Below are 16,058 nucleotides of genomic sequence, written 5' to 3'. Positions count from 1 at the left end.
GCGAAGGAACTGCCATGCCCCTTTCCACTTCCCTCGACGGCTACGAGGTCTGGTTCGTCACCGGCAGCCAGAACCTGTACGGCGAAGAGACCCTGCGCCAGGTGGCCGAGCAGTCGCAGGCCGTCGTCGACGGCATGTCCGCTCTTCCGGTGCGCGTGGTGTGGAAGCCCGTGCTGAAGGATGCCGACAGCATCCGCCGCCTTGCCCTCGAGGTCAACGGCCGCGACGACGTCATCGGCGTTATCGCGTGGATGCACACCTTCAGCCCCGCCAAGATGTGGATCGGGGGCCTGGACGCGCTGCAGAAACCGCTGCTGCATCTGCACACGCAGGCGAACGTCGAGCTGCCGTGGGATGACATCGACTTCGACTTCATGAACCTCAACCAGGCCGCCCACGGCGACCGCGAGTTCGGGTACATCCAGACGCGGCTGAACGTCGCCCGCAAGACCGTCGTCGGCCACGTGTCAAACCCGATCGTGCTCGAGCAGATCGAGCAGTGGCAGCGCGCCGCCGCCGGCTGGCAGGCCGTCCGCACCCTCAAGCTCGCCCGCTTCGGCGACAACATGCGCTTCGTCGCCGTCACCGAGGGCGACAAGACCGAGGCCGAACTGCGCTTCGGCGTGCAGGTGAACACGTGGGGCGTGAATGAACTGGCGGATGCCGTCGCGAACGCGACCGACGACCAGATCGACGCCCTCGTGGCGGAGTACCTCGACCTGTACGACGTCGCCGAGGAACTCCACCCCGGCGCCGATCGCCACCAGTCGTTGCGCGACGGCGCCGCCATCGAGATCGGCCTGCGGTCGTTCCTCGAGGAGGGTGGCTTCGGCGCCTTCACGACGAGCTTCGAGGACCTCGGTGCGCTCACGCAGCTGCCGGGGCTCGCGGTGCAGCGCCTCATGGCCGAGGGGTACGGCTTCGGCGCCGAGGGCGACTGGAAGACGGCGATCCTGGTGCGCGCCGCGAACGTCATGGGCTCGGGCCTGCCCGGTGGTGCCAGCCTCATGGAGGACTACACCTACGACCTCGTGGCGGGCGACGAGAAGATCCTCGGTGCCCACATGCTCGAGGTCTCGCCGTCGCTGACGACCGCCAAGCCGCGCCTCGAAGTGCATGCGCTGGGCATCGGCGGCAAACAGGACCCGGTGCGCCTGGTCTTCACCGCCGACCCCGGTCCCGCCGTCGTGGTCGCGCTGTCGGACATGCGCGACCGATTCCGCCTGGTCGCGAACGTCGTCGAGAACGTCGAAGCCCCCGACCTGCCGAACCTTCCGGTGGGACGGGCCGTGTGGAAGCCCGCCCCCGATTTCGCCACGAGCGCCGGATGCTGGCTGGCCGCCGGGGCCGCACACCACACCGTCATGACCACCGCGGTGGGCATCGAGGTGTTCCAGGACTTCGCCGAGATCGCGAAGACCGAACTGCTCGTGATCGACCAGGACACCACGGTGCGCGGGTTCCAGAAGGAACTGCGTTGGAACGCCGCGTACTACCGGTTGGCGCAGGGGATCTGACATGGCGCACCTTCCTGCCAGCGGCATCCAGCACACCCTCCGCCACGGCGACTGCGAAGCGGTTGTCGCGAGCGTCGGCGCCTCGCTGCGCTCGCTCACCCACGCCGGTCGCAACCTGGTCGTGCCGTTCGTCGCCGACGAGGTGCGCCCGGCGTATCGCGGCGCGACGCTGGTGCCGTGGCCCAACCGCATCGTCGACGGCCGCTACGTCTTCGCCGGCGTCGAGCACAAGCTCGCTCTCACCGAGCCCGACCGCGGACACGCGCTGCACGGTCTGGGTGCGTGGCTCGACTACGACGCCGTCGACAAGGGTTCCGACCACGTCACCCTGACCGCGACGATCGAGCCGCAGACCGGGTACCCGTGGCGGGTGCGGGTGACCACGACCTTCACGCTCGGCGACGACGGGCTCACCCAGTCGGTGCGCGCCGAGAACCTCTCCGCCCACCCGGTGCCGTTCGGCACCGGCCCTCACCCCTACCTCGTCGCCGGGGAGGGGACGGTGGATGACTGGACGCTGGAACTCCCGGCATCCGACGTGCTGTCTGTCACGCCCGACCGGCTCATCCCGACCACGCTGGGCCCGGTGGATGCCGCGTTCGACTTCCGCACGCCGCGGCAGATCGGCTCGACCGAGATCGACCACGCATTCACGGCGCTGCAGGCGGGTGACGCGGGCGTCGCGACCGTGCGCGTGACCGATGCCGCCGGTCGCGGAGTCGGCATCGCATGGGACGCTGCGTGCCCGTGGGTGCAGGTGCACACCGCCGACCTCCCAGGCGGCCCCGCGCAACCCGGGCACCGCGGCGGCCTCGCCGTGGAGCCGATGACCTGCGCGCCCGACGCGTTCAACGCGCCGCGCTACGACTTCGACCCGGGCCTGCTCGTGATCGAGCCGGGCGCCGTCGCCGAGGCGGGCTGGCGCATCTTCGCGATCTGAGCCGGCTCAGCCCGGTGCGCTGTCAGCGCATCGGCCAGGGCGGTGCGCACCACGTCGATCGCCGCGCTGTCGCGCGAGGACGCCCGCGGTGGCGCTGTACACGGGCCCGGTCGTCACGGCGCGCCGGCCGGCGGCTGCGGCTGAGGTATGCACTCACGACGAAGGGCCCCGGAGTCTCCTCCGGGGCCCTTCGCTTCGTGGGACTTAGTCGCGCAGCTTTTCCTTGACCTCGTTGCGCGTCTGGACGGACTCGCGCTCCGCCTCGGCCTTCTTCACGTCGGATTCGGCCTTGTGCTCGTCGGCCTTGTCCTTGATGCGGTCGGCGGTGTCGTCGAGTGCATCCTTGGCCTTGCGACCTGCGGTCTCGGCGGTACTCTTCGCGTCATCGATGAAACCCATGATTCGCTCCTTTCGTGAAGGCGGCCCGGGTGCTACCCGTCCGTCTAGCGTGACTCCGACGCTATTCGGCGTGCGGCCCGCGGTCACGGGGTTGAATCCGCCGCGCGCAGGTGATATCAGCGCGGGGCACCGCCCGGTCCGCCCATGCCTCCGGCGCTCTGCTGCCCGGCGACGGCGGTGGCGATCGTCGCACCGTCGGCGACGAGCGTGTACGTCTCGCCGTTGGTCAGCCCCGGCGCGGAGAACACCAGGTTCTGCGCCTGCTTGGTCGCCGTCACGGTGCCCAGCTGCTCGCCGGACGCGGACACGATCGTGAGCACGGTGCCGGGGGCGATGCCGCCGTTCGCGGTGAACTGCACGGTGGCCTGCGCCGAATCGGCGCTCGGGGCCTGCGCCATGCCGGCGGGGCCGAGGGCCAGCAGCGTGCCGCTCGAGACCGTCACGCCGCCGTCGGCGTCGATGGCGCCGTTCCCGTCGGCGGTGGGGCCGTGAACGATCACCGTGCCGCCGGTGATCTCGATCGGGCCGTTGGCGTCGAGGCCGTCGCCGCCGGCGTCGACCACGAGTTCGCCGCCGGCGATGACGAGGGTCAGCTCCGCGGTGCCGGCGTCGGGTTCGGAGACGTTGATGGCATCGTCGCTGGCGGTGAGCGCGATGGTGCCGTCCTCGACGGTGATCTGCCCGCCCTCGAGGGCCTCGACCGACGAGGTCACGGTGACGTCGCCGTCCGAGACGACCAGCTGCAGTTCGGCGTGCGCCGCGTCATCGCCGCTGGCAAGCGTCACGTCCGCGCCAGCCAGGTGCAGGTAGGCGTTGGTGTTGATGGCGTCGTCCGCGGCGTCGATGTTCACGACTCCCGACTCCAGTACGGCGATCGTGCCGGCCACGATCCCCTTCGCCCCCGACTCGGGGTCGGAGGTCGACCCGCGCCCGGCTTCGATGTCCACGGTGCCGCCGGTCTGCACGATGTCGGTGTACGCGTCGATGCCGTCACCGCCGGACACGAGGGTGACGGTGCCGTCCTCGATCGCGACGTAGCCGCGGTCGGCGTCCTCTTCGTTGTCGGCCTTCAGGCCGTCGCCCCCCGCGTCGACGGCGATGTCACCGCCGCGGACGACGAGGTGGTCCTTGCCGCGGATGCCGTCGCCCACCGCGTCGACGTCGATGGCGCCTGACTGGATCACGAGGCCGTCGCGCGACGCGATGCCGTCGTTGCCGTTGCCGGCGACCGAGAGTGAACCGGACCCGGTGATCGTGAGGTCGGCGGCGCTGGCGAGGGCCGCGTTCGCCTCGACATCCTTGGCGTAGCCGTTCGCGTCGCTCAGGGTGTTGGCCGAGCCTTCGGCCAGCACGATTACCGCTTCGGCGGCGGCGGCGATGTCGATGGCAGCGCCGTCGGAGTTGCTGATGTCCACGCCGTCCAGCACGAGGGTGACCGCACCCTCGTCATCGCTGTCCACGACGAGCTGGCCCTCCAGATCGCCGCTGACCAGATACGTGCCGGCGGCGGAGATCGTGACGGTGGCGCCGTCGATGGTGACGCCGGCCGACTCCGGCGCGCTGGCACCGGAGCCGTCGAGCTCGATCGTCACCGCATCCGCTTCGGACCATTCGGCGTCGGCGGCGGCGTCGTGCGTCTGCTGGTTGCCGGCGAGCACCTCCTCGGCGGTGGCGAACCCGGTCAGCGTCGTGTCGACGGTCGTTTCGGGCTCGGCCGCGCTGTCGGGGTTCGCCGCGGGGGTCGCGGCGCCGCTCGCGCAGCCGGAGAGCGTGAGCGCCAATGCGGCGGGAGCAGCCACCAGCCATAGCCGGCGGCGCGACGGGTGAAGCGGTGTCATCTGGTCCTTTCACACGGGGGAAGCAGCGCATTCGGGATGCTTCCATTACGCAAAAGGCAGCTATGTGATCGCTAAGACAACCCCTAGTCGCCGCTTCGAGTTCACCGCGCGATGGGCGTCGTGGTATCCACCGCGTCCCGCAGTGGTCGGCGCATCACCGCCCAGTAGCGCGTCGGTGTCACACGGGTGAGCACGTCCACGAGCCGCGCCTGGCGACCGACCATGGTGCGCGGGCGCCGGTGGATCGTCGCGGCGATGATGCGGTCGGCGGCCTCTCCCGGCTCGGTGCGGTACATCGCGGACTGTGCGGCGGCTGCCCGGGCGGCGATGGCCGGGTCGAGCGCCGCGGCGTATCGGCCCCGCAGGATGATCCCCGTCTTCACCCCGGCGGGGTAGATCGCGCCTACCGAGACGGTCGAACCCTCGAGCTCGTGCCGCAGCGCCTCGGTGAACCCCCGCACGGCGTACTTGCTCATCGCGTACGGGATGCGCCCGGCGGGGGCGGCCAGCGCGTAGATCGAGACGAGGTGGGTGATGTGGGCTGCCGGGGAGAGGCGCAGGGTCGGCAGCAGCGCCTGGGTGATGTTGACGGTGCCCCACAGGTTCACGTCCATCAGCCACCGCATCTCGGCCATGGTGAGCTGGTCGATCGACCCGAGCATGGACGAGCCGGCGCAGGTGATGAGGGTCTGCACGTGCCGGTGGGATGCCGCGATCTGCCGGGCCACGTCCGCGACGGCGTCGTCGTCGGTCAGGTCCACGACGTGCGTGGTGTGCCCGGAGCCGGCCAGAGTGGCCGTCACGGCATCCAATCCGCCGGCGTCGTGGTCGATCAGCGCGACGCGCGCGCCCCGGGCGGCGAGGCGTCGGGCCACCTCTGCTCCCATGCCGGCGGCGGCCCCGGTGATGACGCTCGTCGCGTCGCGGACGTCGAGTACTGGCATCCCGGCCCCTTTGCTGGTTTCCTGCGTCGATTCTGGCGCATCCGCCGCCCTAGGATCGTTGCAAGGGGGTGCCGTGGCGCAGCGCAGGAAGGCGAAGCACGACGACATCGTCGCCGAGGGTCTTTACATCGCGTCGGCGGCGACGCGGCTGGCGCTGAAGAACCGCATCCTGGTGGATATCCTCACCGGTGGTCAGGACTTCAAGGTCGAGCAGTTCGTGCCGCACGCGAAGGAGACCTTGCTGGATCTGGCCGAGGAGGCCGAGGCCGACGCGGAGCGGGCCGAGCGCGAGCGCAAGGCGGCGAAGGGCCGTCACTCCGACTCCGGCGGCACGCACGACTACCGCAGCAAGGACGTGCGCAACCTCCGCAAGCGGGTGCGCCAGTCCCGGCACATCGCCAAAGAGCTGCGCGAGCGCTCCGAGAACGCCGAAGAGCTCGAGAAGCTGGTGGAGGATGCCAGGGATGCGGCGTGGTCCGAGGTCGCCAAGAACATCGACCGCACGCTGAGCATCGAGGCGGCACGGCCGGACCTCGAGCCCGACTACGGGCAGATGCGCCTCGCGCGCATGCAGGCGCTGCGCATGGTCGACCTGCCGAAGCTGCGCGCACATCGCCGCGCTGTGGAGCGCGCCGTCGCCGACCGCGGCGCGGCCGACGGCTGACGCGCCGACACGGGGCCGATTCGCGCACCGTGCTCACGTCGGGTAGGCTTATCGACGGCCCGAGCGAGAGCAAAGGCCATGCGCCCGTAGCTCAATGGATAGAGCATCTGACTACGGATCAGAAGGTTGGGAGTTCGAGTCTCTTCGGGCGCACACTGTGTTGAGACAGTATTGACGAAGGCCCCGCGGTCACCGCGGGGCCTTCGTTGTTCCCGGGCTGACACGCGCACCGCGACTGGGTTGAATGGATGCCATGTCGCGCCAACAGGGTTCGGAGCGGTCGTTCGTCGTCACCGGGGGAGCGCGGGGGATCGGCGCCGCCATCGCCGCGCGGCTCACGGAGGACGGGCACGTCGTCGTGATCGACACCGCGGACACACTTGGCGACTCGGCACGCCCCTCGACCGAACTCGTCACCGGGGACGCCGGCGATCCGGCCATCGCCCAGCGTGCGGCCGAGCAGGCCGAGTCCGTCGCGCCGCTGGCGGGGTGGGTCAACAACGCCGCGATCTTCCGGGACGCGTCCCTGACCACGGCGACCGCCGCCGACATCCTCGCCCTCATCGACGCGAACCTGCGCCTTGCCGTCACCGGCTGCCACACCGCGGTGGGCCACTTCACCCACCGCGATCGCCCCGGCGCGATCGTGAACGTCTCCTCCCATCAGGCGCAGCGCCCGGTGCGCGGGGCACTGCCCTACGCGACGGCGAAGGCCGCGATCGAGGGACTCACGCGGGCGGTCGCGGTCGATCACGGGCCGAACGGCATCCGGACTAACGCCGTCGCGCTGGGCGCGATCGCCACGGCCCGGCTCGATGAGTACCGCGGCACGCACCCCGAGGTCGACGCACAGCTCGCGGAACTGCAACCCCTCGGCCGGGCCGGCACCGCCGACGAGGTGGCCACAGTCGTGGCGTTCCTGCTGTCGGGCGCGGCGGCTTTCATCAACGGCGCGATCCTGCCCGTCGACGGTGGCCGGTCGGTCAATGGACCCGATCCCGAGGCGGCTGCCCGGCCCCGCTAACCCCTTGGCACTCTCGCCGCCGAGTGCTAATCTGGACTTACTTGAGTCGAGGAGACTCAAGTTTAGAGACCTATGGATGCCGGATGTCCGGCACCGCTCGAGAGGAGACGAAATGGCGACCTACGACCCGCTCCGCGACCTGGAGCGTTTTGCGACCAACCTGATGGACCCCACGCGTCGCGGCCCGCGGCAGATGCCGATGGACCTCTACCGTGAAGGCGACCACTACGTGCTTGCCGCCGATCTGCCGGGCGTCGACCCGGGTTCGGTCGACATCGACGTCGACGGCCAGCTGCTGACGATCCGCGCCGAGCGCACCCTCAACGTCGGAGAAGGCGTGAAGTGGATCACCCGGGAGCGCGAGGCCGGCAGCTTCCTGCGCCAGCTGAGCCTCGGGCAGGGACTCGACACCGAGCACATCGCCGCGACGTATCGCAACGGCGTGCTGAGCGTGAGGATCCCGGTCAGCGAGAAGGCCAAGCCCCGCAAGGTGGAAGTGACCACCGACGACTCGAGCCCCACGCTCGAAGTCAGCGAGTCGCACCAGGCGTAACGCGTCGCAACGACGCCACGGAGCCCCGGACCGCCCGTCCGGGGCTCCTTCTCTTCCGACAGCGCATGGGAGACTGCCCGACATGAAACTGCAGCAGGTCGCACAGCACGCCGACGACCTCGACCGTGCCGAGGCGTTTTATTCGACGCTGCTCGAGACTGAGCCCAGGGCGCGCTTCGACGACCCCGGGTTGCTCTTCTTCGACCTGGACGGCGTGCGTCTGCTGCTGGACCGCAGTGCGCCGTCCGCGCTGATCTACCTGCACGTCGACAACGTGCACGAGACCCTGGAGCGCCTCGCAGGGGTGGAGGTCGTCACCGCGCCGCACGTGATCTTCCGTCACGACGATGACACCCTGGGACCCAGTGGCCATGAGGAATGGCAGACCTTCCTGCGGGACTCCGAGGGCAACCTCGTCGGGCTCATCGCGTTCCAGCGTCCCTGAACACCCGCCCGAGAGGCCTCGAGGTCGTAGGCTCGAGGCGTGAGCGCCTATGTATCGGCGTTCGAGCTGTTCTCCATCGGAGTAGGACCCTCGAGCTCCCACACTGTCGGTCCCATGCGGGCCGGCCGTGACTTCGCCGCCCGCCTGCGCGACTCCGACGGGCTGCCCCGCGTCGCGCGCGTTGCCTGTTCCCTCTACGGCTCCCTCGGCGCCACCGGCATCGGCCACGGCACGCCCGATGCCGTCGTGGCCGGGTTGCAGGGCCACGCCCCCGAGACCGTCGACCCCGACGCCGTGCGCCACGCCTGGACGAACTGGCCCGAGGGGCAGCACCTCCACCTCGACGGCACACATCCGGTGCCGTTCACGAAGGATCACATCACCTTCGCCCCCCGCACCCGGCTGCCGGGGCACCCGAACGCGATGACGTTGACGGCGACGGATGCCACCGGCGAAGCCGTGGCCGAGGAGACGTACTACTCCGTGGGTGGCGGCTTCATCCGCCGCGATGGGGCGCCGCCACCGGTCGCGAGCCGTCCCTTCCCGTTGCTCTACGACAGCGCCGAAGAACTGCTCGCGCTGTGCGACGAACGCGGCATCACCATCGCCGAAGCAGCGCGCCTGAACGAGCAGGCCCTGCGCCCCGAGGAGCAGGTCGCCGCGGGCCTCGACGCCGTCTGGGATGCCATGACCGCGTGCGTCGAGACGGGCCTGCTGGCCGACGGCGTGCTGCCGGGCATGCTCAAGGTCAAGCGCCGCGCCGGCGCGATCCGCGCCCAGCTCGATGAAGCCGAAGCCGGGGGCCGACGCGAACTTCCGGGGGAGTGGCTGGGTGCGTTCGCGCTCGCCGTCAACGAGGAGAACGCCGCCGGCGGCCGCGTCGTCACCGCGCCCACCAACGGGGCGGCAGGCATCGTGCCGGCCGTCGCGATGTACTGGTGGCGGTTCCTCGCCGACTCGGGCCTGGGCTCCGGCAACGCCGTCACCCCTTACGGCGAGCTGGTCGGCAGCGCGTTGCTGGGCTTCCACCCGTCGACGGAGGGTGCCGCAGCGGCGGCCGATGCCCCGGCGCTCGCCGACGCGAATCGCCGCCGCGGCATCCGCCGGTTCCTGCTGACGGCCACCGCCCTGGGTTCGCTGTTCAAGGCGAACGCGTCGATCTCGGGCGCCGAAGGCGGATGCCAGGCCGAGGTCGGCTCCGCGTGCGCGATGGCCGCCGCCGGTCTCACCGCCGTCATGGGCGGCACGAACCGGCAGATCGAGAACGCCGCCGAGATCGCGATGGAGCACCACCTGGGGCTCACTTGCGACCCGGTGGGCGGGCTGGTGCAGATCCCGTGCATCGAACGCAACGCCATCGCGGCGTCCACCGCCGTCACGGCGTCACGCCTGGCGTTGCGCGGCGACGGCACCCACTATGTCTCGCTGGACGCGGTCGTCGAGACGATGCGCCAGACCGGCATCGACATGTCGACGAAGTACAAGGAGACCAGCGAAGGCGGGCTCGCCGTCAACGTCATCGAGTGCTGACGGATGCCGCGGCCGCGCCGCATAGGATCGATGCACCCGAATTCCGGTCCGTCAGCGAGGAAGCCGATGTCCGTCCCCACCCCCACGCCCGCACGCGTACGGCTGCCGCGCGTGGCAGGCCGCACCTGGTGGGTCGTCGTGCTCGTCGGCTTCGTCGGGCAGCTCGCCTGGACCGTCGAGAACATGTACCTCAACGTGTTCGTGTACGACACGATCACGACCGATCCCACCGTGATCGCGGTGCTGGTCGCGGCATCCGCCGTCGCCGCCACGCTGTCGACGATGGTCGTGGGCGCCTGGTCGGATCGGGTGCGCCGGCGGCGCCCGTTCATCGCGATCGGCTACATCCTGTGGGGCCTGACGACGGCGACCTTCGGGCTCGTGCAGCCCTCGGCCGGCGCGCAGGCCGCGCAGGTGGTCGGCACCGCGGTGGTGGCCATCATCCTGCTCGACTGCGTGATGTCGATGTTCGGCTCGGGCGCGAACGACGCCGCGTTCAATGCGTGGGTAACGGATGCTACGACCCCCGCCGACCGCGGCCGGGTCGACTCGGTGCTGTCGGTGCTGCCGCTCATGGCGATGCTGCTGGTGTTCGGCCTGCTCGACGGGCTCACCCAGGCCGGCGAATGGACGCTGTTCTTCGGGATCATCGGCCTCGCCACCGCGGCCGTCGGCGTGCTCGCCTGGTTCCTGGTGCGCGACGCCCCCGACATCCGGACGCCCTCCGACGGTTACCTGCGCGCGCTCGTGCATGGCCTCCGGCCGTCGACGCTGCGGGCGCATCCGCGGCTGTACATCCTGCTCGTGGCGTGGGCCGTCGTCGGCACGAGCTCCCAAGTGTTCTTCCCGTACCTGATCATCTACATCCAGCGGTACCTGCGCATCGACGGCTACGCGATCATCCTCGGCAGCGTACTGACCCTCGCCGCCGTGATCAGCATCGTCGGCGGGCGGGTGGTCGACCGGGTCGGTAAGACGCGCGCGATCCTGCCGGCGGTGTTCTTCATGATCGTGGGGCTGGCCGGCATGTTCGTCGTACGGGACATGCTGAGCGTGATCCTGTTCGGCACGATCATGATGGGCGGGTTCATGCTGTCGACGGCGTCGCTGTCGGCGAGCGTGCGTGATGCCACCCCGTCGGACCGCATCGGCATGGTGCAGGGCCTGCGCATGATCTTCGTCGTGCTGATCCCGATGGTGATCGGTCCCTTCATCGGCTCGGCGGTCATCATCGGTGCGAATGAGACGTACGTCGACCTGGGTGTGGTCAAGCAGGTACCCACGCCCTGGATCTTCCCGGCCGCCGCCCTGGTGGCCCTGTTCGTTGTGGTGCCGATGCTCGCGCTGCGGCGGTTGCAGCAGGAGGTGGATGCCGCATGAGCGCACCGATGTTGACCCCCTGGGGTGAGCGGCTCGACCGGGACGCGCCGCTGCCGGAGTATCCCAGGCCGCAGCTGGTGCGCGAAGGCTGGACGAACCTCAACGGTGTCTGGTCGTACGCGATCACGCGGTTCCAGGCATCCGACCCGCTCGACGTCGCCGACCCGGTCGCCGCACCGACAGTGTGGGACGGCGAGATCGTGGTGCCGTTCTCGCCGGAGATGCCGCTGTCGGGCGTGGGCCGTGCGCTCGGCGCCGCCGAGACGCTCTGGTACCGGCGCGCCTTCACGCTGCCGCAACGCGCCGCCGACGAACGCGTCCTGCTGCACTTCGGCGCGGTGGACCAGTCGTGCCGGGTCGCCGTCGACGGCGTCGAGGTCGGCGGGCACACCGGCGGCTACCTGCCCTTCACGATCGATGTCACCGCGGCGCTCGCCGGCGGCGACCAGCACGAACTCACCCTCGCGGTGCGCGATGTGACGGATGCCGCATGGCTCGCCCGCGGCAAACAGTCCAGTCGCCGCGGCGGCATTTGGTACACGCCGCAGTCGGGCATCTGGCAGACGGTGTGGCTCGAGGTGGTGCCGCGCGTCGCGGTGGACGCCCTCGTGCTGACCCCGGATCTTGCCGACGGCGCGGTGGAGATCACGGTCGGGAGTGTTCACGGTGCGGACGCCGCAGCGCACGTGGAGATCTCTGCGGAGGGCGCCGTCGTGGCCACCGCGACCGTGCCGGTGGGTCGCGCCGCCCGCGTCGCCCTGCCGGTGCCGGTGCGGCCGTGGTCGCCGGCGGATCCGTTCCTCTACGACGTGGCGGTGACGCTCGGCGACGATGCGGTGCGCAGCTACGTCGGCCTGCGTTCGTTCAGCGTCGGAGTCGACGATCGCGGATACCCGCGGCTGCTGCTGAACGGTGCACCTTATCTGCCGGTCGGGCTGCTCGATCAGGGCTACTGGCCCGACGGCGGGTACACCGCCCCGAGCGACGCCGCGCTGGAGTACGACATCCGCCTCGCCCAGCGCCTGGGCTACACGATGCTGCGCAAGCACATCAAGGTCGAACCGCTCCGCTGGTATCACCACTGCGATCGCCTCGGCATGCTCGTCTGGCAGGACGCGGTCAACGGCGGCACCCGCTACCGGCCGAGCATCATCACCGCGCCGGTGTTCGGCGCACCCTCGCTCGACGACACCCGGCACGCCCGGTTCGGGAGGGCGGATGCCGTCGGCCGCGAGCGGTTCGAAGTCGAGCTGGTCGAGATGGTCGAGCATCTGCGCAGCGTGCCGTCGCTGTCGCTGTGGGTGCCGTTCAACGAGGGGTGGGGGCAGTTCGACGCTGCTCGCATCGCGGTGCTCCTGCGCCACCTCGACCCCACGCGGCCGACCGACCACGCCAGTGGCTGGCACGACCAGGATGCCGGGGACCTCCGGAGCCTGCACGTCTACTTCCGCCCGGTGCGCGTGCCCCGCGGGAGCGACCGGCGCGTGCTGGCGGTCACCGAATACGGCGGCTACAGCCTGGCGGTGCCGCAGCACACCTGGACGCGCAAGGTCTTCGGGTACCGCCGCTACCGCTCCCGCACCGCGCTGCTGCGCGCGATCGAGCGGTTGCACGACCGGGAGATCGCGCCGGCGATCGCACGCGGGCTCGGGGCGACCGTTTACACGCAGCTGACCGACGTCGAGGATGAGGTCAACGGCATGGTCACCTACGACCGCCGATTCGTGAAGGTCGACGAACTCGCCGTCCGGGCGATGAACGACAGACTGCGCCAGGCGGCATCCACCCGCGCCGCGGTGCGAGAGGAGCACGCGTGACCCTGCGTGAACTGACCGAGCCCGTCTCCCTCACCGCCGGCGACGGCCGCGTGCTCAATCGTGCGGCGGTGGGGTGGGCGCGACAGCCGCTGGTCGACGCGTCCCGCGTGCACACCCGCTCGTGGGGGCGCAACAAGCGCTGGGAGTACTGGAACGTCACGACCCCGACGCACATCCTGGCGCTGACGGTGTCGTCGATCGACTACGCCGCCGTGCACGAGGTGTGGGTGCTCGATCGTGCCACCGAGCGCACCTGGCACGCCGAGGCCACCGTCATCCCCGCGCGCGGTGTGACGCTGGCGCCACGGCTGGAGCAGGGATCGTCGCGCGCACGGGCCAAGGGCCTCGAGATCGACATCGACGAGGTGCCGGGCGGCACCCGGCTGCGCGCGCGCATCGCGGGCGCCTCGTTCGACGTCGTCGCGGAGCTCCCCGACGGGCACGAGCGCCTCGCCGTCGTCGTCCCGTGGAGTTCCCGGCGCTTCCAGTACACCGTGAAGGACCTCGCGCGCCCCGCAGTCGGCACCGTGACCGTCGAGGGGGTCACCTCCGACGTGCCGGCGGGACAGTCCTGGGCGGTACTCGACCACGGTCGTGGCCGCTGGCCGTACGACGTGGAATGGAACTGGGGCGCCGGGTCGGGAGTCTCGGGCGGTCGCGTCATCGGCGTGCAGGTGGGTGGCAAGTGGACCGACGGCTCCGGCAGCACCGAGAACGCGATGCTCGTCGACGGTCGGCTGCACAAGATCCATGACGATCTGGTGTGGGAGTACGACCTCGCCCAGTGGCGCCGGCCGTGGCGCATCACCGGCGGGGGATTGGATGCCACGTTCGCGCCGTTCTACCGCAAGGTCGGCAGCACCGACCTGGTCGTGCTGTCCTCCCGCACCGAGCAGTGCTTCGGCCACTGGTCGGGCACGTTCACGACCGACGACGGCGAGACCGTCGCGTTCGCGGACATCCTCGGCTGGGCCGAAGAGGTGCACAACCGCTGGTGAAGCGCACCTCTCGCACGTGAGCGACGGCAGGGCCACGATGGGCGTATGACGACGCATGCGGATGCCGCAGTCGACGTGCGGGACCTGGTGGTGCGGCGCGGCCGCACCACGGTGTTCGATGGTCTCGACGTGCAGATCCCACGCGGGCGCATCACGGGGCTGCTGGGTCCCAGCGGCGGTGGCAAGACGACGCTGATGCGCGCGATCGTGGGGGTGCAGATCGTCGCAGGCGGCACGGTGACCGTGCTCGGCGAACCCGCCGGGGTCCCTGCGCTGCGCCATCGCGTCGCGTACTCGACACAGGGCGCGTCGGTGTACGACGACCTCACGGTGGAGCAGAACCTGCGCTACGCCGCGCGGGTCTTGGGCGTCGCGGCATCCGAGGTTCCTCGCGTCATCGCCGACGTCGGCCTCACCCGGCGGCGCACCCAGCTGGCAGGGGCGCTGTCGGGCGGGCAGCGCAGCCGGGTCTCGCTCGCCGTCGCGATGCTCGGCTCGCCCGAGGTGCTGGTGCTGGACGAGCCCACGGTGGGCCTGGACCCGGTGCTGCGCCAGAGCCTGTGGGCGATCTTCCGCCGATTGGCCGATGCCGGTGCGACGCTGATCGTGTCGAGCCACGTCATGGACGAGGCGATGCGGTGCGACGATGTCGTGCTCATCCACGATGGGCGGGTGCTGACGCACACCACGCCGCGCGGGCTGCTCGAGATGACAGGCGCCGCCGATCCCGACGCGGCCTTCCTGGCGCTGATCGAGCTGGACGCCGGCGGTGCGGACGAGCATCCGCGGCGTGAGCGCCGTCGCGGGAGCGCGGCATGAATCCCGCTCGGACGTTCGCGACGGCGGGGCGGGTGCTGCGCCAGCTGAGCCACGACCCTCGCTCGATCGCGCTGATGCTGGTCGCACCGAGTCTGCTGGTGGGGCTGTTCGCCTGGCTGTTCAACGACCGGGAGGGGGTGTTCGACACCTTTGGCGGGCCGATCCTGGCGCTGTTCCCGTTCGTGGTGATGTTCCTCATCACCTCGGTCACGACGCTGCGGGAGCGGCGGTCGGGGACGCTCGAACGGCTCATGACGACGCCGCTGGGCAAGGCCGACTTCATCCTGGGCTACGCGCTGGCGTTCGGGCTGATGGCGACGCTGCAGGCGGTGGTGACGGTGTGGTTCGCTGTCGGGGTGTGCGGCCTGCAGGTCGACGGAGCGCTCTGGCAACTGGGGCTGGTCGCGGTGATCGACGCGATCCTCGGCACCGCGCTGGGGTTGCTGGCAAGCGCCTTCGCGCGCACCGAGTTCCAGGCGGTGCAGTTCATGCCGCTGCTGGTGTTCCCGCAGATCATCCTGGGCGGGCTGCTCATGCCGCGCGATGAGATGCCGGACGCGCTCTACACGATCAGCCAGTTCCTGCCCCTCAGTCACGCCGTCGACGCGATCAACGCCGTGACCGCCGGGGAGGACGGCAGCGACCTGTGGGGGCCGCTGCTGATCGTCGTGGCGTTCGCCGTCGGATTCCTCGTGCTCGCACCGCTCACGCTGCGACGGCGAACTCCGTAGTGCGCGGTTTCTCAGCGGTGGCGGAGCTTGGTGGCCAGGTCGCGCAGTTGGCGCAGTTCGTCGTCGTCGAGCACCGACATGCGGGCGGCGATGCGCTGCCCGTGGGCGGACGCGAGTCGGCGGAAGATCGCCGTTCCTTCCGGCGTCGCGCGCACCACCGCGCCGCGGCCGTCGTTCGGGTCGGCGCACTTCGTGATGAGGCCCCGCACGACCATCCGGTCCACCAGGCGCGACACGCTCGGCTGACTGATCAGCATGTTGGCGGTGACTTCACGCAATCTGGCGCTGAGGTCGGCGCAGCGGGTGACGGTGAGCAGCACGTCGTACTCGGCCTGCGACAGCTCGGCATCCTGGAAATCGACGTTGATCTCCTCGAACACCTCATGCTGCGCCCGAAAGAGCGCCTCCCACGCGTCCACGGCGAGGTGACGGTCGGTCATGGGGACCACTGTAAGCCCC

General features: G+C 70.4%; 16 protein-coding genes and 1 tRNA gene. 13 read left to right on the top strand and 4 right to left on the bottom strand.

Annotated features, from left to right (window positions below; all coding sequences use genetic code 11):
• Positions 1–14 precede the first annotated feature (14 nt).
• Together araA and QNO11_RS13410 are read left to right on the top strand one after the other, a co-directional pair.
• Positions 15–1,517, top strand: a complete 1,503-nt coding sequence (gene araA / locus QNO11_RS13415) for an L-arabinose isomerase (protein ID WP_257507791.1) — start codon at positions 15–17, stop codon at positions 1,515–1,517.
• A 1-nt stretch (position 1,518) separates the two neighbouring features.
• Positions 1,519–2,457, top strand: coding sequence for an aldose 1-epimerase family protein (locus tag QNO11_RS13410; protein WP_257507792.1), 939 nt, complete (start codon positions 1,519–1,521; stop codon positions 2,455–2,457).
• Between the two features lie 204 nt (positions 2,458–2,661).
• On the opposite strand, the gene QNO11_RS13405 is transcribed toward QNO11_RS13410, so the two are convergent.
• The 3 genes from QNO11_RS13405 to QNO11_RS13395 all read right to left on the bottom strand — a co-directional run bounded on the left by QNO11_RS13405 (position 2,662) and on the right by QNO11_RS13395 (position 5,638).
• Positions 2,662–2,856: a hypothetical protein gene (locus tag QNO11_RS13405; protein WP_257507793.1), complete on the bottom strand. Its 195-nt coding sequence runs from the start codon at positions 2,854–2,856 to the stop codon at positions 2,662–2,664.
• A gap of 116 nt (positions 2,857–2,972) precedes the next feature.
• On the bottom strand, positions 2,973–4,694 hold the full coding sequence (locus QNO11_RS13400; protein ID WP_257507794.1) for a carbohydrate-binding domain-containing protein: 1,722 nt from the start codon (positions 4,692–4,694) through the stop codon (positions 2,973–2,975).
• Positions 4,695–4,795: 101 nt separating this feature from the next.
• The gene (locus QNO11_RS13395; protein ID WP_257507795.1) at positions 4,796–5,638 is read right to left on the bottom strand and encodes an SDR family NAD(P)-dependent oxidoreductase; all 843 of its coding nucleotides are present in this window, start codon (positions 5,636–5,638) and stop codon (positions 4,796–4,798) included.
• A 73-nt stretch (positions 5,639–5,711) separates the two neighbouring features.
• On the opposite strand from QNO11_RS13395, the gene QNO11_RS13390 reads away from it, so the two are divergent.
• The 11 genes from QNO11_RS13390 to QNO11_RS13340 all read left to right on the top strand — a co-directional run bounded on the left by QNO11_RS13390 (position 5,712) and on the right by QNO11_RS13340 (position 15,599).
• Positions 5,712–6,302 (top strand): asparagine synthase, encoded by a 591-nt coding sequence (locus QNO11_RS13390; protein ID WP_257507796.1) that lies wholly within the window; start codon positions 5,712–5,714, stop codon positions 6,300–6,302.
• A gap of 80 nt (positions 6,303–6,382) precedes the next feature.
• A tRNA-Arg gene (locus QNO11_RS13385) sits at positions 6,383–6,455 on the top strand.
• A gap of 100 nt (positions 6,456–6,555) precedes the next feature.
• Entirely contained in the window at positions 6,556–7,326 is a 771-nt protein-coding gene (locus tag QNO11_RS13380) for an SDR family NAD(P)-dependent oxidoreductase (RefSeq protein WP_257507797.1), read from the top strand.
• Between the two features lie 112 nt (positions 7,327–7,438).
• Positions 7,439–7,879 carry an Hsp20/alpha crystallin family protein gene (locus QNO11_RS13375; protein ID WP_257507798.1) on the top strand — a complete coding sequence of 147 codons (441 nt, stop codon included), beginning with the start codon at positions 7,439–7,441 and terminating at the stop codon, positions 7,877–7,879.
• An 82-nt stretch (positions 7,880–7,961) separates the two neighbouring features.
• Entirely contained in the window at positions 7,962–8,324 is a 363-nt protein-coding gene (locus QNO11_RS13370) for a VOC family protein (protein WP_257507799.1), read from the top strand.
• Between the two features lie 39 nt (positions 8,325–8,363).
• On the top strand, positions 8,364–9,854 hold the full coding sequence (locus QNO11_RS13365) for an L-serine ammonia-lyase, iron-sulfur-dependent, subunit alpha (RefSeq protein WP_257507800.1): 1,491 nt from the start codon (positions 8,364–8,366) through the stop codon (positions 9,852–9,854).
• Between the two features lie 66 nt (positions 9,855–9,920).
• On the top strand, positions 9,921–11,234 hold the full coding sequence (locus QNO11_RS13360) for an MFS transporter (protein ID WP_257507801.1): 1,314 nt from the start codon (positions 9,921–9,923) through the stop codon (positions 11,232–11,234).
• Complete coding sequence (locus QNO11_RS13355; protein WP_257507802.1) at positions 11,231–13,051, top strand: glycoside hydrolase family 2 protein; 1,821 nt, start codon at positions 11,231–11,233, stop codon at positions 13,049–13,051. Before QNO11_RS13360 ends, QNO11_RS13355 begins: the two co-directional genes overlap by 4 nt.
• Complete coding sequence (locus QNO11_RS13350; RefSeq protein WP_257507803.1) at positions 13,048–14,049, top strand: DUF2804 domain-containing protein; 1,002 nt, start codon at positions 13,048–13,050, stop codon at positions 14,047–14,049. The genes QNO11_RS13355 and QNO11_RS13350 overlap by 4 nt, the downstream gene beginning before the upstream one ends.
• 45 nt (positions 14,050–14,094) lie before the next feature.
• Entirely contained in the window at positions 14,095–14,868 is a 774-nt protein-coding gene (locus tag QNO11_RS13345; RefSeq protein WP_257507804.1) for an ABC transporter ATP-binding protein, read from the top strand.
• Positions 14,865–15,599 (top strand): ABC transporter permease, encoded by a 735-nt coding sequence (locus tag QNO11_RS13340; protein WP_257507805.1) that lies wholly within the window; start codon positions 14,865–14,867, stop codon positions 15,597–15,599. The genes QNO11_RS13345 and QNO11_RS13340 overlap by 4 nt, the downstream gene beginning before the upstream one ends.
• An 11-nt stretch (positions 15,600–15,610) precedes the next feature.
• Here QNO11_RS13340 and QNO11_RS13335 read toward each other — a convergent pair whose 3' ends face one another.
• On the bottom strand, positions 15,611–16,039 hold the full coding sequence (locus tag QNO11_RS13335; RefSeq protein WP_257507806.1) for a MarR family winged helix-turn-helix transcriptional regulator: 429 nt from the start codon (positions 16,037–16,039) through the stop codon (positions 15,611–15,613).
• Positions 16,040–16,058 lie beyond the last annotated feature (19 nt).

The sequence above is a fragment of the Microbacterium sp. zg-B96 genome (genome assembly GCF_030246865.1).
GTDB lineage: Bacteria > Actinomycetota > Actinomycetes > Actinomycetales > Microbacteriaceae > Microbacterium.
The sequence above is the reverse complement of the archived record's forward strand: the minus strand, read 5'-3'. Positions and strand labels throughout refer to the sequence as shown.

What these genes read in the sequence shown, in the direction of transcription:
- QNO11_RS13355 (WP_257507802.1), top strand. Translation starts at nt 11,231, where the DNA reads ATGAGCGCACCGATGTTGACCCCCTGGGGTGAGCGGCTCGACCGGGAC.
- QNO11_RS13360 (WP_257507801.1), top strand. Translation starts at nt 9,921, where the DNA reads ATGTCCGTCCCCACCCCCACGCCCGCACGCGTACGGCTGCCGCGCGTG.
- QNO11_RS13410 (WP_257507792.1), top strand. Translation starts at nt 1,519, where the DNA reads ATGGCGCACCTTCCTGCCAGCGGCATCCAGCACACCCTCCGCCACGGC.
- QNO11_RS13345 (WP_257507804.1), top strand. Translation starts at nt 14,095, where the DNA reads ATGACGACGCATGCGGATGCCGCAGTCGACGTGCGGGACCTGGTGGTG.
- QNO11_RS13395 (WP_257507795.1), bottom strand. Translation starts at nt 5,638, where the DNA reads ATGCCAGTACTCGACGTCCGCGACGCGACGAGCGTCATCACCGGGGCC.
- QNO11_RS13400 (WP_257507794.1), bottom strand. Translation starts at nt 4,694, where the DNA reads ATGACACCGCTTCACCCGTCGCGCCGCCGGCTATGGCTGGTGGCTGCT.
- QNO11_RS13370 (WP_257507799.1), top strand. Translation starts at nt 7,962, where the DNA reads ATGAAACTGCAGCAGGTCGCACAGCACGCCGACGACCTCGACCGTGCC.
- QNO11_RS13335 (WP_257507806.1), bottom strand. Translation starts at nt 16,039, where the DNA reads ATGACCGACCGTCACCTCGCCGTGGACGCGTGGGAGGCGCTCTTTCGG.
- QNO11_RS13405 (WP_257507793.1), bottom strand. Translation starts at nt 2,856, where the DNA reads ATGGGTTTCATCGATGACGCGAAGAGTACCGCCGAGACCGCAGGTCGC.
- QNO11_RS13380 (WP_257507797.1), top strand. Translation starts at nt 6,556, where the DNA reads ATGTCGCGCCAACAGGGTTCGGAGCGGTCGTTCGTCGTCACCGGGGGA.
- QNO11_RS13375 (WP_257507798.1), top strand. Translation starts at nt 7,439, where the DNA reads ATGGCGACCTACGACCCGCTCCGCGACCTGGAGCGTTTTGCGACCAAC.
- QNO11_RS13340 (WP_257507805.1), top strand. Translation starts at nt 14,865, where the DNA reads ATGAATCCCGCTCGGACGTTCGCGACGGCGGGGCGGGTGCTGCGCCAG.
- araA (WP_257507791.1), top strand. Translation starts at nt 15, where the DNA reads ATGCCCCTTTCCACTTCCCTCGACGGCTACGAGGTCTGGTTCGTCACC.